We start from the raw sequence: 24,778 nt of genomic DNA on the forward strand, positions 1-24,778 counted from the left end.
TCATGACAACTCCCCATAGAAACAGACTTCAAAATAGTCGGACTAAAAATAATGAGCCAAGAACATAATTCCCCTCAATTCTCGCAAGTTGATTATACAACCCTGAAACAACAGTTTTCAGACATGCTGCTGGCCCCAGACTCCCCGGTGGCAAATGAGGCAGCATTCAAACGAGATCGGGAAAGTTACTTTGACCTACTTGAACAGCGTAAGAAAACCCAGGAACAGATAACGCTACTTAAGTCAGAGACTAAAAATGTTAGTGAAGCTGAGAACGCAGCCAAAGAAGCTGAGTCTCAATTACAGGTTAAACGGAAGCAACTGCTTGAACTAGCCACAACACTGGGTAAAACGGCTTTTAAGGGCCTGCAATCAGGTGATATCGCCGATGACCTCCGATTCAATCCCCGAAAGGAACTTGAATCACGAATTGAAGCACTGCGGAGACAGAAAGATTCAGTGACTTCGGAAAATCCAGCTGGGGTTCTTGAGCAAACCGCACTTAAAGCCAAGCAGTTGAAACTGACTGGTCAGATAAAGGCGGAAGAGTTCAGAATTAAGACGGTCAATCAGGAACTTGGTAAGGCTCTTCTCTCCGCGAAAGCGGAGGAGACAGTCCGTTGTAGTGAGACTGAAAAAGTTTTAGAAAAAATAAATCGACTGCGAGAGCGTATTGCAAAAGCCAAAGACAAACATCAGAAGTCTGAATTAAATTATAAAAACACCCAAGAGCGAGCTGCTGAACAACTCGGAGTGGACTCTGTTTCTACCGCCATCTCGCTACAAGCCGAACTCAAACAGAAAGAATCTGAACTTCGCTCCATCGAAATACAAATCGAAGATCTTCAGGACGAAGTCGCTGTGAAAGCTCTTGATTACGAATGGCTTCGCGACAATCCTGCTCTCAAAGAGATACTGGAACGACTCACTCAACTGAAAAAAGAGTCGACTCCCCGTAAAATATCCGTGTGGCCCCTCGCAGCTGTTGTCATCACAGGACATCTGTTTGCGAGTTTTGGCAGCGAACCTTTGAACTTGAGTCACTTTGGAATTTTGGTTCTCTACCTGGCTACTGGCCTTGGTGGACTGGGACTGCTCGCATATTACAAACCTGATTTAGTAGCTGGTGAGCGTCGTTACAAATCTCTCCTTCTACTTTTTTCATATTCAATCATCAGTGTAATCTGCATATTGTTATTTCAGGAGTTGGCAGAATATGCACTCAATAACTGGTCTGATCGGCAGAAATGGGCCAGGGGCCGTCTGATACTCTTCGATTTACCTCGGATATTTCTCGTGGCTGTGGGGACAGCCTATCAAGACACGTTCTCTATAATGCAAGGAACAGGCGTCCCGGAATCATTTTCGGTTTATTTCCGAAATCACATGTTGAGCATTGGTCTTTGCGAAGAACTTATCAAGTTGTCTCCAGCTTTAATTGCCTTTGCTGCACACACAGGTAGTTGGCGTTCCCGAAGCCAGGAATTTAACTCGCGATTAGTCTACCTTGCCATGATCGGGGGACTTGCATTTGGGCTTGGGGAAGCGGTGTACTATCACTTCACAATGTACGCTCCGATGCAGGTAGGCTGGGGCCTTTACGCTATACGCTTCCTCAGCCTGGTAACCATCCACGCCGTCTGGGCCGGAATCTCAGGCTGGATCCTGGCACACGTCACAGGCGGATGGATTCGCTCCGCTTTTACGACCGCAGCTCATGGATGGGGACCAGTTGGAGGATGTTTGCTGATTGCAGCGACAGTTGGAGTATCCGATGTTCTGCATACAAGTCATAACCTATCGAATGATCCCCTTTGGATGCTGACATGGGATGTAATCAGCTTAGTCATATTTGCCTGGTTAATTCGCTGCTCGAATGTGTCACAACTGGTTCCGGATCAAGCCAGGAGGCTCTGGAGGCGGGGCTTCAGCACTGCAGAAATAGCCGCGGTGGCTGCCAGTATGAAGAATCGTGTTGTGGAAGACATTGACAATTCGCCCCAGGCAAACACTGTTACTCAGACAACCACAGAAGTAAGTGAGGCTACCCCAAATGCGTCCAGTGAACCAGAATTGTGGAATCCGAATGCAGCTGGTTTCTGGTCGCTATTACTAACCCCCATATTCGGTGCCTGGTTGCATGCAAAGAACTGGACCAACTTGAATGAAACGGAAAGATCTAAAAAATCTTTTAAATGGGTTTACGGTAGCATCGGAGTGGTAGTACTGACCTTGATCCTGCCTGACTTGATATCAAATCTTGCCTTCGGTGCATTGCTGGTTGCCTGGTGGATGAAATCAGGAAATGAGCAGTACAAATATGTAAAAGAAAATCACCCTGATTATCAAAAGAAAAAATGGGGGACGCCACTGTCGATCGCTGGCCTCACCGTAATTGGCGTTTTTATTCTATTCGGTGCACTTGAGCTAGACAGAATTGAAAGTCAGAAGGAAGAAATACTTGTCGGACAGTGGGCGGAGGAATTCGTGGCCAATGCAGACGAACTTTCCATAACTTCTGCAGAAACAGGTCACCAATTATCACGAATGTCTATGAAGGGAGTGGCAATCTATTCAAATGACCGGAAAAGTAGGCATGAGTTCGAGTGGCTCAGGAGTGGAAAAGCAGCTGATGGCTCTCGTTTCCGGTATATTCTCCAGATTACGCTGATCGGACAGTGGTCGTTTGATGGTGAAAATTTAACTGAATACGTGGATAAGTTAAAAATTATCCCAGCAGATAACGCGACCAAGATCGCCTTTGAGCGATCGTCAAAAGGATTAGAAAATCTTAAGAAACTATATACAGACCGTCCCTTTTCTTATGCCGTCAACATTATTAGTAGCGATCAACTTGAGTTCGTCGATCAAGATACAGGGATTATCAAACAGTTGCGACGACTTCACGGGGAGTGAAAACTGCGTTTCGTTTCAAAGGCTGATAAAGACGGAAGTTACCGGCCCTATAAGCACTCCGCCCTTTAAGGGCCATGCTTCCCTTTTCGAGCGATATGCTGCCTGGGAACCTGGCACCGTATGGATGCCTATTCTTGAACACCTAAAAAAAAGCCTGCGGTCCCCAACGGGATCGCAGGCCTTTGGTGTTGTCCCCTGTGTCCTGAATGCAGTATCCGTATCCAGGGCACAGCACGGGAAATATTAGCTTCTGATACTCAGGTACTGACACTCTGATCAGAATTCAGGCTACGACGCCAGTCCTGGCTCTGTTCGCGAAGCTGGGCTATCAAGTCGCGTATATGTGAGACCGTTTCTGTTAAGCCACCACAAAGCGTCTTCATTTGAGTTAAAACCTGTTCTGGAACGATGTCCGGTTTCTGACCTGATTGATCCTGTTCAGCAATAGGTTTCTGCTTCGATCGAGACTGGGCTGGCTGGGAAGACACCGACGTAGACTCAATGCGTACGGCATCAGACTGTGGTTGCACAGCTTCCGCCTGAGTCAGGAGAGCCCAGACATAGGTCCGGTCCCCTTCTCTGCAGGAAGCGGGCGTATCGGGTCCACTCAGATTGATCTCCCGAAAGCCCAGCTGCAGAGCACGTCTGAAATAGTCCCGACTCGTATTGATCCGCAGGCTTTCACCGGATCGCTCTGAACGACACAGAACATAGTCTCGCTGCTGTTCCTGCCCCCCTTCCCGGGCACGTACCGTGACCTCTCCATTCAGGTCCAGAGTCACTTTATCAGCATCTCCCTGGTGAAATGGTTTCGGTTTCAGGGCTGAGCAGATAAACTCTGCATCCGCATCCGGAACTTGTAAAGTGGCCACCGTTTCTGGCCGTTTATGAACCAGTTCCAGCACATTGGGATAACGTGCCTTTTCGTTAATCTTCAGCCAGATGGTCCACGGCCCCGATCGGAAGGTCACCCACTCTGCCGTACTTCCGACCTCAACTGACTTGCCGCGTCGCAATTCCCGGCTGCAAAGCAGGCGATTGGCAGGAACCAGAAACTCACCCTCCCAGGGAAACTGGAAACCATCCTGAATCAACAGCTGCCTGCCATCTGTACCGATCACCTGCCCCTCAGAGCCACGCAGCTGTAGATGATCCAGGGCATACCGTGCCGAATCAGTTGTTGCCGTTTCACAGGCATCCCCTAAAGTAACCATCAGACGGAAATCATTGGATGCGAGACGTTCTGGAAGTTCCGGAAACTCCTCGCATTCCACGACTGGATACTCAATCGACTGTGGAATACCGGCATCCTGCCACTCCGCACAGATTTTTTCGTTTTCAACCTGCAGCTGAACCGGATCTGACTTCACGCCCTGGCAGCATCGTAACAGCCCAAAGGGTGAGACAATCTGCTGACTCTGCAGTCCTTCGAGAGGAAGACGATATTCCAACGCGATCTGCTGGTTTCGGGTCCGAATCCGTAGACCATGCTGGTCGACCAGGAATTCGACTGGTGGACCGGTTTGGCGGCTGGTAATTCCCAGTCCACGACTGAAAACGGTTTTTAACTCACGCATTAAAGAACCGGATATAGTAATCATCGTTTCTCCTGTGTGAACAGAAAAAAAGTCGATCCGGTGGCTGTCACCGGATCGGCAGGGAAACAGCGGCTATACAAAAGCGTTGATAATGCCAGGCTGATGAAAGAAAGCGACATTCCGCTCCAGATCTGCCTGATCCCAGTCCAGGATCTGCGGCGGCAAGTCACAGGGTTCGGGATCGAAACTGACAGTCATGGGATCCGCTAGGCTGAAACCACGAAACCGAACTTCCCGAAGATCTTCACCCGTCGCTCTGGCGACCTGCTGATCGAGTTGAGTTTGTGTCATTTGCGTTTACTCCTGTTAAGTTTGAGAAAACGCTGCCCCCTCGGAGCAGCGTGAAAACACACCGCCCCTGAGGGCACTAAAATAAGTTCACTTCATGTTTGGACAGCTGGTAGCCAGTGTGCTTCCAGCCAGTTACGTTCCGCGTCCAATGCAGCACTGCGATTGGGGAACGGCCCCAGCAGTGGTCCTGCGACCGGTGATAAATCCGCCGTCCATTGCCCGTCTGCATCGGGTTCGACATGCGAACCGCGTTCGATCCGCAACTGGCCCAGTCCCTGTAGATCCAGCGTTTCGTCATACAGACAGCGAACGCCGCCGTCCGGTTTGATCAATAATTGCATCCTTTCCCCCTTTAACGTGGACGACGCTGGATGTTTCGGCGGGGACGATCTACCAGTAACTGATCCAGGTCGGATTGAACCACAGACATCTGTGACGCAACCTGTTCTCTTAACGCCTGGCTGTTACGGAGCTGTTGTGGGTCAACACCGGTAATCACACGCTGGGCGTTCTCCACCAGATCATCCAGCTGTTCGTTCGACCGGATATTGAGACTGCGAAACCGGTCAAAGAACTCCGTCAGGTTGGTCACTGCCGAATCGCGAAAGACCTTCGGCTTTCCGTCCTGCCGTCCACTGAGACGTTCTGTCAGATGCTCCACCATCTGCGTCAGTTCGCTTAAAAACGCCTGCTCGGCCAGCTGCACCGCCTCGTCAAACCGGGACTGCACCCGCTGGCACTCCTGCTCATACAGTTCGGGATTGAGCTGCTGCAGATAATTCGGCGGTTCCACTGACGGGTAGTCATGTTCGATCGCAAACATCCCGATCAGCGATGGTGGATAATCGTCTGGATTAAACAAATCTCCCAGTCGCTTCCGGGCTGCACTCCGCAGCTCGTCATAGTGACGATCCAGTTCAAACACCGCTTCATCCAGCTCATCGCGGAAAGCGGCGATCTGCTGATCGAAATCGGAGATAGCATCCTGACGGATCAGACGGATCCCCGGCTCTGGAAACGGAAGTGAAACCCCTTTCCAGTACGCGACTGTGCGACCGCGAATGGCTGTGACCGCCTTGAACGCCGCATGACGCGTATCCAGCAGCTTCTTCCCCGCTGAAAGGAATTTCCCTTCAGCACCAAACGAATTGGCGGCCTGGTCTTTCTGAGACGAGCTCAGAGACTTACGGACTCCCAGCCAGTTGAAGCTCAATCGGGCTGCGGCCATGGCTGATCGAAGTCGACCACTGGCAGACGTCGAAGCCTGTGTGACAGGTTCATCTAAAACACTGGACATATTGGTTACTCCTCTGAAATGAAACTGGCTGGACGACTTCCCCGCGGGACACCACCCAGCCTGATTTAAAATCCGGAATTTAAAATTTCAGCAAATCAGTTGTTCGAAGCATCACGCTTCACACTGCGACGGGACCGGGACGCCTTCCCCTTCTGACGGTAGATGCCGGACTGACTGGCCGACAGACACCGCCCGCTGGCCCAGGTCCGTAATCGTCCCACTGACTCTGCAGCGGTGACTGCGACGGGAACCACGTTCTGAGCGGCTTGACGCAGAGGCAGATCAAGCAAGGCTGCCAGGCGGCAGCAGGACTTGATTTCCGCACCGGTCCAGTCGGTGTCATCTGGAGCAGACTGGTCCGAGTCGATCTCGAACAGATCCCGGTAGAGTGCCCAGATCGCGTCTTTCTCCTCACGATCGGGGAGATCCAGGAAGAACACCCCGTCAAAACGTTCACTCCGACTGAACTCCGGGGGCAACTTGGAGACGTCATTGGCGGTGCAGACCACGAACACGTCGGACTGGTGGTCGTTCAGCCACGACAGGAACGTTCCAAACATTCTTGATGCGACTCCGGAGTCGCCACTGCCGTTCATACCGGCAAAGGCCTTCTCGACTTCGTCGATCATGGCAATACAGGGAGCCATCGCATCAATGACTTTCAGGGCCTCCCGAGTGCGTTCCTCTGACTGCCCCACAAGCGACCCCATCAGGCTGCCAATGTCGAGATTGAGCACAGGACGACCCACCTCCCTGCCGAGTGCTTTGCAGAACTGGGACTTGCCACAACCAGGTGGGGACAACAGCAGAACCCCACGCGGGCGTTTCAACGGATTCCCACGCTGCGGGTGCAGCATGGCCCGTTTACAGAACGCCTTGAGGGCCGCCAGGCCTCCCAGGCTGCTGAAATCATCGTCGCTGCGGTACAGCGAAAGCAGACCGCTTTTCTTTAGCGTTTGGGTCTTCAGCTCCCAGACTGCGTCGCCTGTGATTCTCCCATCCCGAACCAGTGACAGGCTGAACGCATTCTCCGCTTCCATCCGAGTGAGTCCGGCTGCCGCATCAAGAATCACCTGTAACTCAGCTTCTGCAGGCAGTTCCCCGTCTTCGGTGGCAATCCCACGAGCGATTTCTTCCAGCTCCTGCCGGTCGGGGAGATCGTGCTCCATCGCGACAAACATGCGTTCCAGCTCGGTGGGGATTTGCACCACAGGCGACAGCACGATCACAATCGCCCTGTTTTGCTTTCCCGTGTTGATCTGCTGAGACAACGCCTGGACAACTTCTGCGGACTGCAGGAACCGGTGAAAGTTCTGCAGCACGAGAATGGCCGTTCCTTCAGGTGTGGCCAGAGCATTGATCGCCTTGATGGCGGTTAGCGGATCATTACTACTTCCGCCCTGCTCTGTCTGGCCGGGGACGCTGAGTCCCGTGTCGATGTCCCAGGTGGCCAGCTGCCACTCTGAATCATGGCAGAGTTGAGCAATTTCTGTTAATGCATCCTGGTGCTCATGGGACTGAATCCACAGTCCCGGGAAACATGCCGCGACATGTTCGGCCAGTTTCTGGGTTAATGAAGTGACTGTCGGCATAGCGACTCCTTTTTAAGTCTGTAAATGAAAAAGCCCCAGCTGAAACCGGGGCGTTGATAAAACAATTCGATTTTGGATGTGTAGAGCCAGCCTGTCAGGTACGATTCTCCAGGTCCGCCAACTGGCGTTCCATGCGGGCGATCCGCTCCTGAAGCTTCTCTACCTTGTGAAATGCACGTTTCAGGCGAGTCATCCAGCGACTGAGGGCATCCTGCTCTTTGATCAGGTCTGCATGCTTCTTACGAATACGGGCAATACGGCGTGCCTCGACTGCCGGATCCTCACGGGGCTGTCGTTGGATCTGTCGACGGACCTTGGCCATCAACCACCTCCTTCCCGAAGACGTTGCCGTTCATCGGCGACCTGAAAGAACTCCGGCGTTTTCCGTTCACTGGTCCGTTTTCCCAGGGCTTCCTCAATGAACCGGCTGGCGTCGATGCAGGCCGAACCTGTGAAGCCCCTGGTTTGGACACGCGTGGATCCGTTGGATTCAACAATGATTTCGATGGTACGAGTACTCATGCAGCACCTCCCACTGAAACGGTCAACTTGATGGAGCCGTCGGCCTGTGACTGCTCCGTAACGGTGTGCCCCTTCTTACGGGCTTCAATTTTTGTCTTTTCTACGGCATACCCTTGCAGGAAGCGATCTAGTTGCCTCTGTTCGCCCCAACGACCTTCGTAGTTGTCGAAGCGGGCCTGACCGGACTGTGTATCGAACACAGCCGGATATCGCCAGCCAGGCAGCTTGACGATCGTACCGGTGGCAGTGTCGCTGAAGAGCTTAGCCGTCCCCTGCGTGGGTGCTTCCAGTTTTAGACGTTGGCAGGCAGCACTGATGGCTGTCTCGTCCCGGACTTCGGTTTTGATTTCTACAATATGGCTCATGGATTGGTTCTCCTTATGTTGAATGCTGATTTAAAAAGCGGATCGACATCATTGGATTAGACGGCAATAGTTACGACGACAGTGTTTTCTCGTCTTCCTGGGCCAGCGTACCTTGATGCAGACGTGGGCCGGGAAGCAGAAGTGGTTCATCACTGGTCAAATCCAGTGTCAGCAGCTCAGCAACCGCGGCATGATCCGGTTCCTGTGACTGCATCTGCCAGATCACCTGGACGGCTACTAGCAGTGGCAAAAGACAGGCGATTACCAGACCGATATTCTGAATCACGGCAGCAATGATGGGATCACGGTGCCGTTGCTCAGCTATTTCGCGACGATCCTGTTCCAGCTGATCATGGCCTGTGTAAATCGCTGACTGCTGCTCGTTGAGCTGCGAAGTCAGCTCCTTTTGAGCCGTAATCAGCTCGTGACGGGCCTCTGCGTCCCGTTCAACCAGCTCCTTCGCGGCTTCCGCGAGCTGATGGCTTTCTTCGACGATCGCTTCCGACTGATCGGCCATACGTTGGTTCTGACGGATCTGCTCCGTCATCGTCTGCTGAGCGAATTCAGCCAGTCGCTCATCGGGTGACCTGCTACATCCGGCGATCGTTCCCAGAATAAGCACGGTCATGAGCATCGTGATTTTTTGGAGCCGGTTCAGTTGCTTCATGGGTATTTCTCCACTGGGTAAAGATGCGGGCCAGGAGCGACTGCAGAGCACGCCGCAGCCGAAACTCCCTGGCCCAGACAAATGTCAGCAACACGACCAGCACACTGCTGGTCGCAACAAGAGCGAAAGTCATGGAATCTCCTTGGGAATCAGATGTGCAGAAACTAAAAAAGCCCGCCTTCCGAGCATCTCGTGGTGAGATGACCGGAAGACGGGGCTGCGACAGTGAAAGTGAGGGGTTGGAAGAGCTAAGTTTCCCTTACATATAATAGTGACACCGATTGGAGCCGGATTTAGGTCCCTCACACGACGGCCCTATGATTGTCTGATGCCCCCCAGCTTATCAGGTCATATGGGGGGGGGAAATTTTTGATAAAGCAACAAACATTCTGTAAATTTCCGGGGCCTTCGGTCTCTGTGATCAGCATTAAATTGTCAGGTATCTCATGCCGGTTTCCCAGTCGTCGCTGAGTTCCACCAGGACCGCGGTCACCAGCCTCAGCAACGACTCCTCATTGGGAAACAGTCCCGCTACGCGGGTACGCCGTTTTAATTCCTTATTCTGCCGTTCGAGCATGTTTGTGGTTCGCATCCGCTTGCGATGACCGGCAGGGATGGTAAATACGGTCAGTCCTTCCAGGATGTTTTCTTCCGCCCAACTCGCCAGTTTCGGAGCTGTTTTTTCATGAGTGGAAACGAACCGTTTCAGTTCATTCAGCGCATCATCCAGGTCTCTGGCATTAAAGATATTGCGTAATTCATCGCTCACCTGTTTGCGCAAATGAACCTTGGGAACGTATTGCATCGCGTTTTGCATCAAATGAAACTGGCAACGCTGCCAGGGCGTGCCAGCGAGCATGTTCTGTCGTGCCGCTTTCAGGCCTTCGTGTGCATCACTGACGATCAGCTTCACGCCATGCAGTCCGCGCTGGTTGAGTGAACCCAGGAATTCACGCCAATGGACTTCGGCTTCGGAGAGCGACACAGACACTCCGAGTACGCTCCGATGACCGCTGGCCAGGACGCCGATCGCAATCAGCACGGCACAGTCCCGCACGCTGCCTTCCACGCGAACTTTTTCATAGCGGGCGTCGAGGATCAGGTATTCCACCTGCCCCAGCGGTCGATTACGCCACGTTTCCAGCTCTTCGTCGAGCAGTTTCGCTGCCCGACTGACCTGTGTACTGGTGACATCAAATCCACAGAGTTCGGTGGTGATTTTGGCGACCTTACGGGTAGAGACGCCTTGAACATACATTTCAGCGATTGCCAGCTTCAGTGCGCGTTCACTCCGTTCGCCGCGTTCCAGTGCAGAGGGATAAAAGTCGCCATCGCGTGTCTGGGGCACTTGCAGTTCCAGCTTTCCGAGGCGACTTTGAAATGATTTTGGCTTGAAACCGTTGGCATAAGAACGGCGTGTTACGCTGCGTTGATACGGTTCGGCACCGAGGTATTCGGAACGTTCCAGCTTCATCGCTTCGTTGAACAGGATCTGGAGTGCTTGCGACATTTCATCGAATCCATGATCGGCCAGGAGCTGGACAGCGTCGAGAATGTTGTTAGATTGTTGTTGGTGGGCCATGGTTGGAGTTCCTTTTCTGTTGTGGAAAACATTAAAAAGAAACCGATCTGGCCCACCCTTTCAAGGGCTCGCCGGAGTGGTGCTTGTTATTTTCGCTACGCTCAAATAACAAGCACCACTCCGGCACACAGGTAATTTACAGAAGAGATGTTACAGTAACAAATTTTTATCAGTGGTAAATCTAAGACATTACATTCAGAAGTCCCCAAACAGAGTGTATACACATATTCTCAGTGTGGCATATGCTTACCTGACAGCAAGTTTGCAGCGTTGGTACCGAATTATTCTAGGCTTACAGAAATCCTATTCCTTATCTCTAGAGAAATACTTTTATTCATAATTTCAGCCATAGATCGAAACTAATTGGCTTTATTCAATATTTGGGTCAGTCTATTCTCATAATACTGTATGTTTAAAACATCACACTTCTATGGAGATTACTGATGACTAAACTTGAAAATACTAAGCTTTTCAGAGGTGGTGTTACTGCACCGAAATGGGGTGAAATATTAAATGTTTCGAAGTGTTCTATTTTTCAAGGAACAATCAAATTTGACTTTGAGATTGACTCCAAGGGCGGGGGGAAGACTCAGCTTAAACTGGTAATAGAGGAAGATGATGTACTTGCTATTTTAAATGAATTCATTGACACTAATTCCGAGTGCGTTAAGTTCGTTCCAAAATTTGTGAAGCTAGTAAATAAGAAGTAATGGCTTTAGGTATCTTGTTAAGAATTTTCTCTTCGACTTCCTGCAAATTGTAATCAGCCATGGGAGTAAAATGAGTTAACAACGATACGGAAATTGATAAATGCCTATCGTAGTTGGCGACAGGTGCCATGGTTTTAGTTGCTCTGCAGATGACGGTCATTCGTCGCAGTCAGTATTCCAGCAAAACGTACCAATGTGCCCCAGAGAATCGAATCATCATCAGGAGATGATCAAGTGATATTTGCGATTTTAGACGAAGATGAAAAAAAGTTACTTGAAGCATACATCCTGACTAAGGCTATGTTAGGAGAGTGTGAAGGATGGGATCCATCATTTTTAAAGCCAGGTCAAACTTTATGGGAGTGGTTTGGGTATGAAACAGAAAAGCAATGTCGCCGTGATTTATTTCAACTGAGAGAGGAAATTAAGAATTTTCCATGTATCGAGATTAAATTGAATCAGAAAGAATGGTTCATAGAGTGGGAAGATGGAAAATATTTTTTGAGTTACAAAATGTCACCACTCAGAGAAAAGCTTGCTTTGTTTTCCAATGCCTTTGAGTCATTTATTAGTAATAAAGAGGTAAGAATATTTGGCATCGGAGTTCTAGTGGGAGCAACAGCCCTTTCTTCTATATATGCTCCTTGGCTGTTGCATAAAATATTCGTTTTTATTCTGTGCTTTTGTGTTTATGGACTAATGGCTGGGATAATATTCCTTGTATTCTTAAATGAACACTTAAAAAAATATTTGCATAAGAGATATCACGAAGTTTTGCTTATTGCTTTATTTATAATCGCTATTTCCATTGCAATTTCACTTTCTCTTTTCATGGTTGGCTCGATTGGGAAAAATCCTGTCAGTCCAGAGTTCGATGGAGAGCAAACATATCCATGATTGGCCTGTTTTACCTATGGGGACTTTCAGATGGTGATACACAACCAGCCCGACCTGCAAAAAACACTGCCATTGACCCAATAAAGTTGTGAGGTAAGTTAACCATGCGTTTTGTCGTCTGGAATACTGGGTGGGCGGTCCCTGGTTCGAAGCGTGGACTACTTCTTTCTAAACAAATCCAACAACAGCAGCCTGATGTGATCTGCCTTACGGAAGCCAAGGCAGGGTTACTACCCCAGCAAGGCCACGTAATCGGTTCCGCTCCCGACTACGGATATCCACTCAAACCAGGTCGGCGTAAAGTCATACTGTGGAGCAAACTGCCCTGGAGTGAAATTTCGATTCATGAACATCTCGATTTTCCTTCAGGACGCATCGTTAGTGGGATTACACATGGAATTCGTCTGGTGGGGGTCTGCATTCCCTGGAGTGCCGCCCATGTCAATGGAGGCCGAAGGGACCGGAAAAACTGGGAAGACCATCTTCTCTATCTTGATGCACTAAAGCAATTGGTGAAAGAACTGGATCACAATCTCCCCCTGGCGATCATTGGAGATTACAACCAGCGTCTGCCCCGATCAAAACAGCCAAAATATGCCTATGAAAAACTGAACGATGTACTTTCTTCCGGGCTTACGATACACACCGCAGGCAATCTGGGACCAGAAGGAGTCCAGCTGATTGACCACATCGCAACCTCGGAAGATCTGCAGGTACATGATCTGACCGTATTGGACCGGGAGACCACAGAGGGAGACAGGTTATCTGATCACTTTGGAATCGCTGGTTTCATTAAACCATCTAAGTTGAAAAGAGAATAATGTGTCCCCCACATGCGACGGGTTTCATTCGCGGGAGCACGTTAGGAGTCAGTATAACCTAAATACAAAACCCGCTATTTCTGTGGAACTTCTGAATAATACTTGAGCGATTCAGATTGATACCAATTTACCAATGAGAATGTAACCTGAGTTAGAGAATCCGGGGTCAAGTAGTCGGTATTGTACATTTCCAACTGCAGTAAACCTATGAATGCATTGCGGTGGCAAACACATCACTCGCTATCAGCTATCAGCTTGCTAATGTTCCACACCTGTATGAACACCGTACTGAATCAATGTCTGCACGAATTCGTTGCACAGATAATCGAAGGAGAGGGGTTTCGTATCGCGGTTCAAGCTCACGTCTCTGGGGGGGGCTCGGTGCATTGGTCTGATGGAGTTGGCCAATGGCCGCAGTGGTTAATGAAAATAGTCCGACTTGCCAGCGATCCAGCGTCCTTCGACTTCGCGTCCGACTATCTGACTAATCGCCTCCTTGCTGGCAGAAGAAAGCGGCTCCTCCGGACCCGTGGCTACTTTTCCCTCTCGAATAGTCACGAATTTGTTTTCATACAAATAGTCGCATCCAAATAAACAAATTGGCATGACAACGTATGGGTCGATTCGTTCTGCTTCGGAACACTCGCTACGTTTCTTTTTGTGGGCGGTTCGCAGAGCGGCCGATTCGAATTCCTTGCCGCAGATTGCACAAGATTCACACAGTTTGTCTCCAAAGATCCATTCTCGTAATAGATCCTGCTCTCGCCGCCGGTTCGCTTCATGTTCGGCATCTGTTCCCAATTCCGCAATGTCTTTCAGCCTGTTAACGAATTCCTGATAGCGATCGTCTTTTTGATTACCTGTAGAATCATCATCTTTATTGCAGACGAGCGAAAATTGGTAGGTCTTTCTGCCACCTGTTTTATCAATGTGGATTAGAGGCGAGTTGTGCACGGTTTTATTGATCAGCGAATCACCGTATTCCAAGGATTTCAGATGCCTCTTCAACTTTGGCGAATCGACTGGTTCTCGATCAATTGAATCGAAAAAATGAATACACTCGTTTTCAATATCCGAAAGCGTGCCTTTCTCACCATGAAAGGTCACAAATTCATTTTGAACTCGGGTCAACTTTGAAGACCTGAGAAACTGTTGAATAACGGCAACTGGTGGGAAAGGTAGTTTAGAAGACCGGCTCCGCAATCCGTTTTCAAGTGTCTCGGCAAGACGTTCAATCTCGCAACTTGAACCGGTACAGTATGCCTTCTCCATTAGATTGATCAAACGGTTGTCTCTATCTTCAAAAAGAAACCATGTCTGATTCTCGTGAAGACATTGCCAAGACTCAGGAATCCCGTTGATTAGACGCTTTATTTCCTGATCATTGAAATGTGTAAGCTCGAGTGCATCCAAGGTAATCATACCGTGTCTAGATGGGAAATTTCGCAATGTGATGATATCTCTCATCACATTTTTTTTCACATCCTTGTGGACAAACAGAAACTGTTCGAATTTCGCTGCATTCGAACGGGCAACTTTTTCACCCGTTGGCGTGTAGAGCTCGAATTCCTCGCACATGCCTAAATCCTTTAGTAGGACATGCAAATGAGCAGCCAAGTAATATTGAGGTATGAAACCAAATTTACAAAGTGCCGATTTGATTTCAGACCAGAAAGAAACGGGTTTAGACGAAACAAGTTTTGCAGCACCTTGAATGCCATCTATCTGCTTGATTCTCGAGTTCGTTGTAAAAAATTCTTCGAGGATCTGCCTAACCCTCTCCCTAGTACCAATTGAGTACTTCTCCGAGATAAATTCCAATGTTGGCAAAATGTCATTGGAAAATCCGTAGTAAGCTAACGCAACTTTCGCGTTTCTCGCTTTGTGTTCCGTTTGACGAGCAGAGGTCACAAATACCTCAAGGATTTCTTCTTCAATGCTTTTCATCATGGAAACCATCCTGAAAGTTCGTTGAATCTGCAATAATATTCGTAGGACGCTAGCGGATTAGCTCAGATTGCGAATAACTTAAAAAGATCATACAAGCTCGCGGCACAAACCTCACCAACCCCGTAGGGTCAAAAATCTCCACCGACGGTTAGATGCAAGAGATTCCTTACATCCGAAAACCGAATAATCTTATTCTCAGCCGATTGATCCTAAGCAAATCTGTCACAACTCAGCGATCGGCTTGGTGTGCATCCAAAGCCTCTCTGCTGATACCGCGTCTGGTTTTTGACGTCAAGCCCGAAAAGTGCCAGCAGACTGCAGGAGTGATGATCTTCCCTTTCAGTTTGGCGGTGTAGTGGTTGAATCCACCGATCTCACCAGAGTAATAATTGCTTGGCGGACGTGCTACGGCAGCTCCGGCCAGCGAGTCATCAGGTAAGCAAGATCTCGCTCGGTTTGTGCCAGTGGGTGTCCAAAACTCGCACAAATAAGATGACGGGGACGTCGTGACAAACAGCACAGCGAAGTCGAGAACCGCGATTTGCTTTTCGCTATCGAAGAGCTACCAAAGATCCAGTAACTCGACCACTTCATCGGTCAACAGGATTCCCGCGAAGTCCCCACGTACTACGAGTACAATTTTGTGTACTGGCTAGTTATGATCCAAAGTGTCAAATAGCATTGAGAGGCTAATAAAGTCACACTGTCATTAAGAATGGTTGCAATATCATAACTTTGACAACTCACTAACGAAAAGGAGTTTTATTGACATGCCACTCTGGGATAATGAATGTGATGTTCTTGTTAATCAGGAACTAAGTATCAATGGTACATTTAGAAAAACACCACTCCAGTATAAACATCAAGAAACACTCAATCGGATGAATGACAACAATTTGCCTGATGGAGTTAGACTCATTAAAGCACTTTATGCTCGAATGGTTGAAAACTGGGAACTTGGTGGGAGCCCGCAGAATACATCAGATGAAAACTGGCGTTTTACACAATGTCTTGTTTTGGGTAAAAATAATTACACTCACGAAGTAACTTTAGAACGCACAATGATCACTGTCTTGAATAATGAGAATTGGGTGAATCAAATCCCCGTCGATTCAGGGCTCCTTGAAAATTCTAATCGCTCTGTTGATCTAGCGTATAGAGAAGGCAATACGATTCAACTTATTGAACTGAAAGTAGACTCAAATACACCACTGTCTGCAGCAATTCAAATTCTGAAATATGGTCTTACTAATGCATTCTTTCGCACACATTCAGAGGAACTTGAGACACAGAATCTACAAACACCGCTGCTTAGTGCTGATGAAATTCAACTCCGCGTCCTTGCTCCGGCAGCTTATTACAATCGTTTCGATGAACAGACTGAATGGTTAAGGAATTTCGGGAATAGAATCAATGATGGACTTGCGGAATTCTCAGCTAAGCAACTTATGGATTCTGGTATGAACCTCACAACATTCCAGTTTGAGGTATTCCCTGACAATTTCCAATGGGACCCTACAAGACAAGCTGATGATGAACACCGAAATGAAGTACTGACCGCCGTAAATGGCAGGAGACCATTATAAAAACACCCTACTTTCATTTTAGTGAGCCATTACAGGCTCCTGTAAATCATTTTTTTGGACCTTAGGTATAAACGAAGAGGGCATAAGGTCTTTTCAAAAGACATGAAAGACATCAAGTTTGCTTTTGAAGTGATGACGCCCAAAACATGTGAGATATATAATTCCGAAAAACGCTGCAGATCAATTCCGACAGTTCGGCCTATTACCAGAGTTGGTATAGTTGGCCTGAATTGGTGGGTAGTACAGTTCTTGCCGTCGATGATCTTGACGGCCCCCCCCTTGCGACAATGAGTTGTTACCTTAATAGCTCCGAAAGATTTCAACTTTGAAAAGTGATTTTCCTGAAGTGGTGTTGAAACCATTTTCTGGAACATCGCTTGTCATTAAAAGGAGCTGTTATGTTAAGAAGCAACTTACCTGATAAATGGATCACGTGGGGAGAATCTCTCCCAGAATATTGGTCTTCAATTATCAACGATCCAGAACTTCACCCTGAAATACGAGACAATACAGTCACTGTGTATTATCGCGGGGCAGCCCTGATTCGAAATCTCTCCCCGTCAGGCGATACTTTCATCGGAGATGTCCGCTTCAAATACGTGCCAGTACATACCACCAATGGTTCAGAATACCTCCGTTTTTCAGGTAATGCTCAAGGATTACGGTTTGAAAACAATCTGGAAGCACAAAACTTAGGAGACTGTGGTCAAGATGTGCTAAATGAGTACAAACGAAAGATGCGATCTGTAGTATGTTATGGCGAATCACAGGTTCTCCATCACGTTGCTTCCCATCCAGCTAACGTGATTATTGATCAGGAAATTCCACTTCAGACTACTGGTAGCCCTACCTCTGAAAAACTCAATCTTAGTCATTATGACACACAACACCAATCCGCGGTCTTCGTAAAAATCAGCATGATTCATGATCCCAGGCTTAAAGCGGATGCCAACCAGGTCCCTGAAATCATCCAGCAATTAAAACGATTTCGCGAACAAATAGAAAAGCATCACCATGCAATGATCGAAACCTCTCAGAGGACAGTAGTAATCAAACGTCAGATCGGCCTGTCAGAACGGTTCGAAGCCATACCACCTTCAGAGCCTTCCCGACTGATGAAAAAAGTACTCCTGGTCATCGGTGGATGCAGTCAACAGGATATTGAATCTGTGCTTAACGGAAAGGGTGAATGGTCTGTCTTCCGCGAGGCAGTAGAAAAAGAGGCTGCCGGACTGATTCTCTGTGGAACGGCAGGCTGCCCGTTAGTGCTGGAACCAGGTAGCCAATCTCTGATTTTTGACACGTCTGTGTACAACGCCTCTTAACATTAAGCTGCTTTAGCAGATCATGCCTCAACCAAGAATGGTTCACCATCCTGAAGAAGTTGCACATTCTCAAAGTGTTCTAGAAATCGGCCAGGCTCAAACGTATGAACTGGAACAATGGCCTGGGGATTGATGTTCCGCACAAGTTGGACAATGTCTGCTGAAAGCATATGTCCGCTGGTATGAACCTCATGGATTGTTCCATCGACCTGCATTATGGAATGGCGAGTAGATTCCCAGCCTGACTGCTCCAGATAACCATGCCAGCGTGAATACAGACAACAGACATCCTGGGGAAGTCCCTCCTTAAAATCATCCAGCATCGAAGAGCGAAAGACCATCACATATTTCTCAGGACTTTGCATTATTTCGTCCAGTTTGATTTCTGCATGCTCGAATCGCTCCACCTGCTGAACTCTCCCCCTGCGTGTATTCGGCTGCCTGAGGCTCTCAGGGACGTAGACCCGAACCAATCCTGCTGACTTGGGCTGCGGTATTGTTGGGATCTCATTTTTCAGCAGATACATAATGAAAGCAGTATAGACATCAGCCACGAAGGTTCGCTTTGTTTTTATGGCCGCACGGATGAAGGCCACCAGTCGGTCTACATGCTGCGGCGAAAAGGATGCGAGAACCAGGCTTTCGCTTTCCCGAACGAGCTCTGTGATCTCCTTTTCGAGCTCGTATTCGTTCTTCGAATTTCCATCCGGAAAACCGAAGTGCGTGCCTTCCATCAACATCACATCAATGGTTTTGTCCTGGAGCACTTCGATCAACCGGCGGTTCATTCCCGGTTTTCTGCCATGGGACCTGAGATCACCGGAATACAAAATCGACTGCCCCTCAGCCTCTATTAAATATGCCAGACATCCATAGATGGAATGATCTACGGGGAACCCTGTGATTTTGAAATCCCCGATGGTGACGGGGGATTCTGGCAGGACCTCACGGAATTGTTCACGCGACAGTCCCACCTGAGCTGCAAACAGGCTTCCTGCCAGCATCATTTTGCTCGTACCAGAGCTGGCATAGACCGGAATCTGAGACTGACAGTGCTCAAGCAGTCCCGTGTGATCCATGTGTGCATGGGACAGCAGAATGGCATCAGGGCCCCCTGCCCCTTCATATAAGCCCGGAATCTCTGGCAATAACCCCTCATTTCGAAGCTGCTCTCTTGTCATCCTTTTGATTGCAAAGCTGTCCAGAGCCTGTCGATTGCGATTAAATAGGGGTAAACCTATATCCAGAATAATTCGTGAGTTGTCCGTACTGACCTCAATACAGCTCCCCCCCACTTCCTGAGTTCCCCGATGTACTGTAATCCTCAAATAAATTATCCTAATTCAATATTCTTGACCTGAATCTGACCGTCGTCAGTCTGTTCCAAGACCACCTCGGGACAGTCTGGGTTCTGTCCCAGGAACTCCAATTTCACAATATGGTCATCTTCATCAATAGTCAGCCGAGCTACAACGTCGTATTCCCGAACAGAATTGTTTTCGCGGAACTCCCCCATATACACTCTGTAGCCTTCATGCGTCCCCGACAGACGAATTATTCGGAATGTTGTCTTGTTTTCATCAAGAAACCAAAGCCCCTCCCAGCCCTTTACACGAAGAAACTCAATTTGCATCAGAGGATCATCCTCCCAGTAATCTGTATCCAGTTCCGAATTCTGTGGATTGGAAATTTGTGATGCCAGATAATCCGGCTCATGCTCTGGTATGCCTGTCTCCATCTGGATATTGAGTGCCACTCGAGTCCGACTCTCCGTTTTCATCAGCCTGGGCTCTGATGCTTTCCAGTTGTCTCCCAATGTCGCTCGCAGCTCAAACCACTCATAATCGTCTTTCAGTAGTTTTCCATCCCGGAGAGGGTACCACCAGTCCATCTGCCCAGCTGTGAAAATGGCAGCTTTTACCGTGGTCCCGAAAAAGGCTCTGGATCGGTTGATTTCGACCCAGATCCCTGGTTCTGATGAGCTCGGGTTTTCATGGACAGAGCCAAGATATTGATGATCCTCAGGGAGCAAGATCTCTAAAATAGCATCTATAATTATCTGCCGATCTTCCTCAGTCATTTCAATCTCTCCAAGTGAACGCAGAAGCTTCTATCAGTTCCTGTCTTTCACATACCATTTCTTTTCAAAAGCGTTCCAGGTGAGCGTATATGTTGCGACCTGCTCCAAGGGTGTTCCTGCTCGCGAGATCGACCCATAGACTACGTTAAAACGATAGGCTGGCCATTCTTTCCAGTCTTTCGTCAGATTCTCTGACTTAGCAATCGCTAAGGGATCTGGTTGATCCGGAACCACGCTTCGAATTTCGTAGCTGATGGGGTTCACCTGCGACTGCAAGCGGGCTTTGAAGGTGGCGGCCTCATTGTCCTGCCCCGACATCCATTTATCATATTCACCCGCCAGATAGGCTCTGGACGCCTGCTCTGACCCTTCTGGTCCCGTTCCACACCCCTGGATAAGTATGATGGCTGCGAACATCAAAGAAAAGGATTTTCGTGATTTCATTTTGGCTTCCTTCGAACACTGGAAAAGATTGAGTAAGTCTTTTCTTTAGTACCCGAAGGTAACGACAAAGGTGGGTCCTACTTTTGACTGCTTGTTTGATTCGATAAAAAAAGCCGATTCTGACCTATCACTCGATGTGTTCTTTCAGAGACCGCTTGATAATCTGGCCATACTTTGGTGTTATTGGCAACTAATAACAGATCCGGATACTTTGTGCGTTGTGCCGCTTGATACAAGGGCGACTCTTCACCCCCAAAAGAAGCATAATTTCCACCCCACGCATGATCCTGGAGAACCACAGCGAACGGGTTCACGTCTGCTTTCGACCACAGATTCTGACATGCCCAGACAGCTTCAGCCTGGATATGTAAGAAAGCCAGATACTCAAATCCGTGTTCGTCGGCACGATCCTGGTCTCGCTCGAGAATGGTCCAAAATACGGATTTTAAAACAGGCACTTGATCCCGAACCGGGTGCGTCATATCGAGCCTCATAAGTCGGCGGAATATTTCAGTGGATATTCCTGAAGCAACTACGGGAGTATAACCATTACAACCTTGGGGCGGACCGGCTTTTAAATCGTCACTTACCTGCTGAGCTGTTGTGGTTAAGTCGATATGGACGAAGCAATAAGCACTTTTTGTGGCATTAAAGATCGCGATCGCTCTCCCGTCAGTGCAAGCCCCGGGATAGTAGACCACCCTGGATGAGAAAAACCGCCTGATCGTTTCCGCAGTGAACTCTGGTTGATGACAAACCCATTCTGGCTGGTTAATCCGTAACTCACTCAGATACTCATCGACTGTCGGCATAAGTTGCCCTTCTGTCGTATTACGGGACATGAAACTGAATGAGACCGTAATGGCCAGATGTCATCACATTCAGTGCTTATGATTGGTCGAGTTAAGACTGATTGCAGCATTCAGTTCCTGAAGCAGCATCGTTCTGAGCGTTTCGGGAGCCTCCACCTTCACTTTTCCGGACCAGGCTAAGACCCAGTGCAGGATTTCATCGAGGCCATCCACGGTAAAATTGAGCGTCACAGAGCCATCTTGATGTTGTTTGACCTCTTGAGTATGGTGCCAGATGGTTTCCGCAACAATTCTGGCTGCCTGCGGCTCAAACCGTAATTTGACTTGATAAGACTTCTCTCCCCGATAAACAGACCAGGCATTTCCGAAATACTCACCAAGATCAAACTGGTCAGGTACCAATGCCGGTTCTTCCAGCATCCGTAGGCTTTTAAAACGAGCCACGCGGAACGTTTTCGCCTCTGTTTCGCCCTCTATATGGCCGATCACATACCAGGCCTGCTTGACTAGACAGAGACGATAGGGATGAATTGTCAGCCGTACTGTCTCGTCTTCGTAAGGGGAATCATATCTTCCAGAAACTTTATTTCCCTGAAGCAAAGCGTTTTGCAGCGTTTTTACAACTACCTGATGCTGGCTGTGATCGACCAGCTTGAGATCAAATACTTCAATCATACGAGCAGCATCGGCAATCAGTTGCTGAATCTCGCCATTGCCGGTTGCAGCCAGCTTTCGTGTTGTAGGACTGGCACCAGAACTGATATCCAGTCCCGAAGCCTTGGACAGTGCTGTGGCGACCACCTGTCCGATCGTTTCATCCTGAGTGAGCATCAATGTGGGAAATTGATAGTCTGCCCGGACCCGGTAACATTTATCAGCAGGATCGACATACCAGGGCACTCCAGCAAATTCCAGTACTTCCAGATCCCGCTGGATCGTTCGGGTAGAGCATTCCAGTTCGCTGGCAATCGCCTTCAGATTCCATCTCCCTCGAGACTGAATTAAATTCAGGACCCCCAGCACGCGTGCGATGCGTGCATTTTGCCGAACTCTCCGGTCACGATCCAGACGACGCGGGACACTGGAATCTGGTGGTAATTTTTTCTTTTTGGAATTCATCAAATTGACATGTTCTGAGAAAATAAGGGACCAGTCATGATTTCCATCTTATTACGCACTTATGACAAAGGTGGGTCATATCCATAAAATTACCAATGATCGCGAATTCATGCTTCCAGGATTTCACCTGTCTCTGTAACCTGCCAGACTCTTTTTGATTCAACATCCATTGCAGTAAGGATGCCTTCAAAGCCACACCCTGTGTCGATGCATCGGTAAAACCCCTCATCCCGAACCGAGCCAGGCGTGTGTCCCAAGATTACGGTTTTGCCGCTGACGTGTGGTCGTGGGGTAGATTCTTCGAGGGAGAGCCAGCGGAGTAGCGAAGAAGGTTGATCATTGAGTGCAGAGTACCAGCAATAATTCGCATGAGTGAATATGAAATCCTCCGTTTCATAATACGAACGGCACTGAGAAAGAAAGTCCCAATGAGTCTGAGGAATCTGTTCGATTCCAGAATTGCCGCCGTAGGATTGTATCGTGGCCTCTCCTCCGTGAAACCGCCACCGTTGTTCTGCATGACGATCGTCGCGACTGTCCAGCATCATTTCTTCATGGTTTCCCAGGATCGGAATCAAATGACACTGTTCCTGAAGCCCCAGGAGAGTTTCCAGAACGCCTCGACTGTCAGGACCGCGATTGATATAGTCCCCTAAGGTTACAATGACATCGCCTTTTCCAGGTGAAATATGATTCAGCAATGCCTGCAACGCTAAACTGTGCCCGTGAATATCGCCAATCGCGATCAGCCGCACGGAGACTTTCGAATTTTCCTCAGCCACATAATCTCTTTCTGTAATCAGTGCCCTCTTCCGTAGCAAGCATTATAGCAAAGAGTTTTATGCAAAGGTGGGTTCGATCGAGATATTACCTTGGCATTTTAAGAGCAACAGCCCAGGAATCCGCTTTTAATCTGACTACACTACCATACTTGATTGATTTAAATCGACGACTGTCTTTCTCGTCATGAAGAGGAAAAGAATGCATATGACCAAGATAAACACCATTTTTTGCATAGATGGAAGTGGTAGCCGGAATCAGAGAGTGGCCCGCCAGAAAACGCCAATTTATGAATTTTCAATTGATAATCAGTCTGTAAAAAGGGCGTTGTGGAAAACAGAATGTTCAGTCTTCGATTTCTTTAAGACTGAGGCCCAAAAAGCTATCTCGAATGATAAGAAAATATTGATTGCGGCCGACCTACCAATCGGTATCCCAGATAATCCATGCGATGTATTCCAGCACTTAGAAACTCCGTCATTTATAAACTTGTTAGAAAACTTTGGAGAACGTTGTCAGAATAGGGACTGGAGAGAAGTATTGATCGCAAATGGGCCAGAGAAAAGATCGCCACTGATGCCGTTCGTAAGTGTTCCCCGCGGTGCGGAAATCGGTGAATGGGCAGGAAAACGCAAGTGCGATCATATTTCCAATGGAAATAGTATATATCCAGTCGATAATTCATCAAAACAGGTTGGGCGAGCTGCATTGCAATTTTGGATTGAGGTGCTTATTCCATTGAGGACACAGTTTAAAAATCAATTACGAGTCTGGCCATTCGAGGATCTTTCTGGGGCCTCAATCGTGGTTGCTGAATGTTACCCCCGGCTATGTCAACAAGACTTGTATGGAAAAGTCATTTCAAAACGCAATCCTATTGCTGTTGTCCATGCACTGGATAATTTTCGAAAGTCGAATAAGGACTATTTAAAAGTAGATCATAAAGTCTGGATGCATGCCGCCTCTTCGGAAGATGAGTTTGACATGTTCTCGACAGCAGTTGTTTTAGGTAGATGGTTTAAGGATCAGCTAATCCCATTCGCGGTCCCCAAACAGGACGTTGTTCAGAACATGGAAGGATGGATGCTTGGTCTGTCACCAGAGGGTCAAAAAGAACCTTCCCCTAAAAAACGTCAGAAATATAACTCATCAGAAAGACAATTTCCTTGCCCAATCGAAGGCTGTAAACACGTTTTTCATGGTTCTCGGGGGGGCTGGGATCCTCATGTCGGTTCACCACGAATTCATCCTGAATGGAACCCCGATATCACCGACAAGCGAGAGCGAATGGATAAGTTTAGGATTGAATTTCCAGAATGGTTCGAAAACGGATAAATACATTCATAACGCTCATGATTTTGCCCCCTTAACCGCATCCAGATCTTGATATACTAATCAGGAATCTGGACCGATTGAAGAGGAGG

The 24,778-nt window shown here is 48.3% G+C and carries 25 protein-coding genes; 7 read left to right on the forward strand and 18 right to left on the reverse strand.

What is annotated here, in order from left to right; genetic code table 11:
• Positions 1-51: 51 nt before the first annotated feature.
• Entirely contained in the window at positions 52-2,916 is a 2,865-nt protein-coding gene (locus tag F1728_RS04425; protein WP_155363066.1) for a PrsW family glutamic-type intramembrane protease, read from the forward strand.
• A gap of 257 nt (positions 2,917-3,173) precedes the next feature.
• Here F1728_RS04425 and F1728_RS04430 read toward each other — a convergent pair whose 3' ends face one another.
• The 11 genes from F1728_RS04430 to F1728_RS04480 all read right to left on the reverse strand — a co-directional run bounded on the left by F1728_RS04430 (position 3,174) and on the right by F1728_RS04480 (position 10,830).
• Positions 3,174-4,517 carry a hypothetical protein gene (locus F1728_RS04430; RefSeq protein WP_155363067.1) on the reverse strand — a complete coding sequence of 448 codons (1,344 nt, stop codon included), beginning with the start codon at positions 4,515-4,517 and terminating at the stop codon, positions 3,174-3,176.
• Positions 4,518-4,586: 69 nt separating this feature from the next.
• Positions 4,587-4,805 (reverse strand): hypothetical protein, encoded by a 219-nt coding sequence (locus F1728_RS04435; RefSeq protein WP_155363068.1) that lies wholly within the window; start codon positions 4,803-4,805, stop codon positions 4,587-4,589.
• A gap of 92 nt (positions 4,806-4,897) precedes the next feature.
• On the reverse strand, positions 4,898-5,146 hold the full coding sequence (locus F1728_RS04440) for a hypothetical protein (RefSeq protein WP_155363069.1): 249 nt from the start codon (positions 5,144-5,146) through the stop codon (positions 4,898-4,900).
• Positions 5,147-5,157: 11 nt separating this feature from the next.
• Positions 5,158-6,102 (reverse strand): hypothetical protein, encoded by a 945-nt coding sequence (locus F1728_RS04445; protein ID WP_155363070.1) that lies wholly within the window; start codon positions 6,100-6,102, stop codon positions 5,158-5,160.
• Between the two features lie 95 nt (positions 6,103-6,197).
• Positions 6,198-7,694, reverse strand: coding sequence for an AAA family ATPase (locus tag F1728_RS04450; RefSeq protein WP_155363071.1), 1,497 nt, complete (start codon positions 7,692-7,694; stop codon positions 6,198-6,200).
• A 94-nt stretch (positions 7,695-7,788) separates the two neighbouring features.
• Entirely contained in the window at positions 7,789-8,016 is a 228-nt protein-coding gene (locus tag F1728_RS04455; protein WP_155363072.1) for a hypothetical protein, read from the reverse strand.
• The gene (locus F1728_RS04460) at positions 8,016-8,216 is read right to left on the reverse strand and encodes a DUF2997 domain-containing protein (protein WP_155363073.1); all 201 of its coding nucleotides are present in this window, start codon (positions 8,214-8,216) and stop codon (positions 8,016-8,018) included. Before F1728_RS04460 ends, F1728_RS04455 begins: the two co-directional genes overlap by 1 nt.
• On the reverse strand, positions 8,213-8,581 hold the full coding sequence (locus tag F1728_RS04465) for a DUF1257 domain-containing protein (protein WP_155363074.1): 369 nt from the start codon (positions 8,579-8,581) through the stop codon (positions 8,213-8,215). Before F1728_RS04465 ends, F1728_RS04460 begins: the two co-directional genes overlap by 4 nt.
• A 70-nt stretch (positions 8,582-8,651) precedes the next feature.
• The gene (locus F1728_RS04470; RefSeq protein ID WP_155363075.1) at positions 8,652-9,209 is read right to left on the reverse strand and encodes a hypothetical protein; all 558 of its coding nucleotides are present in this window, start codon (positions 9,207-9,209) and stop codon (positions 8,652-8,654) included.
• The gene (locus F1728_RS04475) at positions 9,172-9,381 is read right to left on the reverse strand and encodes a hypothetical protein (RefSeq protein ID WP_155363076.1); all 210 of its coding nucleotides are present in this window, start codon (positions 9,379-9,381) and stop codon (positions 9,172-9,174) included. The genes F1728_RS04470 and F1728_RS04475 overlap by 38 nt, the downstream gene beginning before the upstream one ends.
• A gap of 294 nt (positions 9,382-9,675) precedes the next feature.
• Complete coding sequence (locus F1728_RS04480) at positions 9,676-10,830, reverse strand: IS256 family transposase (protein WP_155363077.1); 1,155 nt, start codon at positions 10,828-10,830, stop codon at positions 9,676-9,678.
• Positions 10,831-11,273: 443 nt separating this feature from the next.
• Here F1728_RS04480 and F1728_RS04485 point away from each other — a divergent pair, with 443 nt between their 5' ends.
• From F1728_RS04485 to F1728_RS04495, 3 genes are all read left to right on the forward strand, one after another.
• On the forward strand, positions 11,274-11,540 hold the full coding sequence (locus F1728_RS04485; RefSeq protein ID WP_155363078.1) for a hypothetical protein: 267 nt from the start codon (positions 11,274-11,276) through the stop codon (positions 11,538-11,540).
• A 234-nt stretch (positions 11,541-11,774) separates the two neighbouring features.
• Positions 11,775-12,437, forward strand: a complete 663-nt coding sequence (locus tag F1728_RS04490; RefSeq protein ID WP_155363079.1) for a hypothetical protein — start codon at positions 11,775-11,777, stop codon at positions 12,435-12,437.
• A gap of 104 nt (positions 12,438-12,541) precedes the next feature.
• Positions 12,542-13,258, forward strand: a complete 717-nt coding sequence (locus F1728_RS04495) for an endonuclease/exonuclease/phosphatase family protein (protein ID WP_155363080.1) — start codon at positions 12,542-12,544, stop codon at positions 13,256-13,258.
• Between the two features lie 420 nt (positions 13,259-13,678).
• On the opposite strand, the gene F1728_RS04500 is transcribed toward F1728_RS04495, so the two are convergent.
• Complete coding sequence (locus tag F1728_RS04500; RefSeq protein ID WP_155363081.1) at positions 13,679-15,208, reverse strand: hypothetical protein; 1,530 nt, start codon at positions 15,206-15,208, stop codon at positions 13,679-13,681.
• A gap of 770 nt (positions 15,209-15,978) precedes the next feature.
• Between F1728_RS04500 and F1728_RS04505 the strand changes: the two genes are divergently transcribed.
• Entirely contained in the window at positions 15,979-16,794 is an 816-nt protein-coding gene (locus F1728_RS04505) for a hypothetical protein (RefSeq protein WP_155363082.1), read from the forward strand.
• A 398-nt stretch (positions 16,795-17,192) separates the two neighbouring features.
• A complete protein-coding gene (locus F1728_RS04510; RefSeq protein WP_155363083.1) occupies positions 17,193-18,119 on the forward strand; it encodes a hypothetical protein in 927 nt (308 codons plus the stop codon).
• A gap of 20 nt (positions 18,120-18,139) precedes the next feature.
• Here F1728_RS04510 and F1728_RS04515 read toward each other — a convergent pair whose 3' ends face one another.
• The 6 genes from F1728_RS04515 to F1728_RS04540 form a co-directional block, all read right to left on the reverse strand.
• Entirely contained in the window at positions 18,140-19,267 is a 1,128-nt protein-coding gene (locus tag F1728_RS04515) for an MBL fold metallo-hydrolase (protein ID WP_390643448.1), read from the reverse strand.
• Positions 19,268-19,452: 185 nt separating this feature from the next.
• Positions 19,453-20,199, reverse strand: a complete 747-nt coding sequence (locus F1728_RS04520) for a hypothetical protein (protein ID WP_155363085.1) — start codon at positions 20,197-20,199, stop codon at positions 19,453-19,455.
• Between the two features lie 33 nt (positions 20,200-20,232).
• Positions 20,233-20,643 carry a hypothetical protein gene (locus F1728_RS04525; RefSeq protein WP_155363086.1) on the reverse strand — a complete coding sequence of 137 codons (411 nt, stop codon included), beginning with the start codon at positions 20,641-20,643 and terminating at the stop codon, positions 20,233-20,235.
• A gap of 77 nt (positions 20,644-20,720) precedes the next feature.
• Positions 20,721-21,455 (reverse strand): hypothetical protein, encoded by a 735-nt coding sequence (locus F1728_RS04530; protein ID WP_155363087.1) that lies wholly within the window; start codon positions 21,453-21,455, stop codon positions 20,721-20,723.
• A gap of 69 nt (positions 21,456-21,524) precedes the next feature.
• Positions 21,525-22,574: a helix-turn-helix transcriptional regulator gene (locus F1728_RS04535; protein WP_155363088.1), complete on the reverse strand. Its 1,050-nt coding sequence runs from the start codon at positions 22,572-22,574 to the stop codon at positions 21,525-21,527.
• Positions 22,575-22,681: 107 nt separating this feature from the next.
• Positions 22,682-23,356, reverse strand: coding sequence for a metallophosphoesterase (locus F1728_RS04540; RefSeq protein WP_155363089.1), 675 nt, complete (start codon positions 23,354-23,356; stop codon positions 22,682-22,684).
• 205 nt (positions 23,357-23,561) lie between these two features.
• Between F1728_RS04540 and F1728_RS04545 the strand changes: the two genes are divergently transcribed.
• Complete coding sequence (locus F1728_RS04545) at positions 23,562-24,689, forward strand: hypothetical protein (protein WP_155363090.1); 1,128 nt, start codon at positions 23,562-23,564, stop codon at positions 24,687-24,689.
• The last annotated feature ends 89 nt before the right edge of the window (positions 24,690-24,778 follow it).

It is taken from the genome of Gimesia benthica (assembly GCF_009720525.1).
Lineage (GTDB): Bacteria > Planctomycetota > Planctomycetia > Planctomycetales > Planctomycetaceae > Gimesia > Gimesia benthica.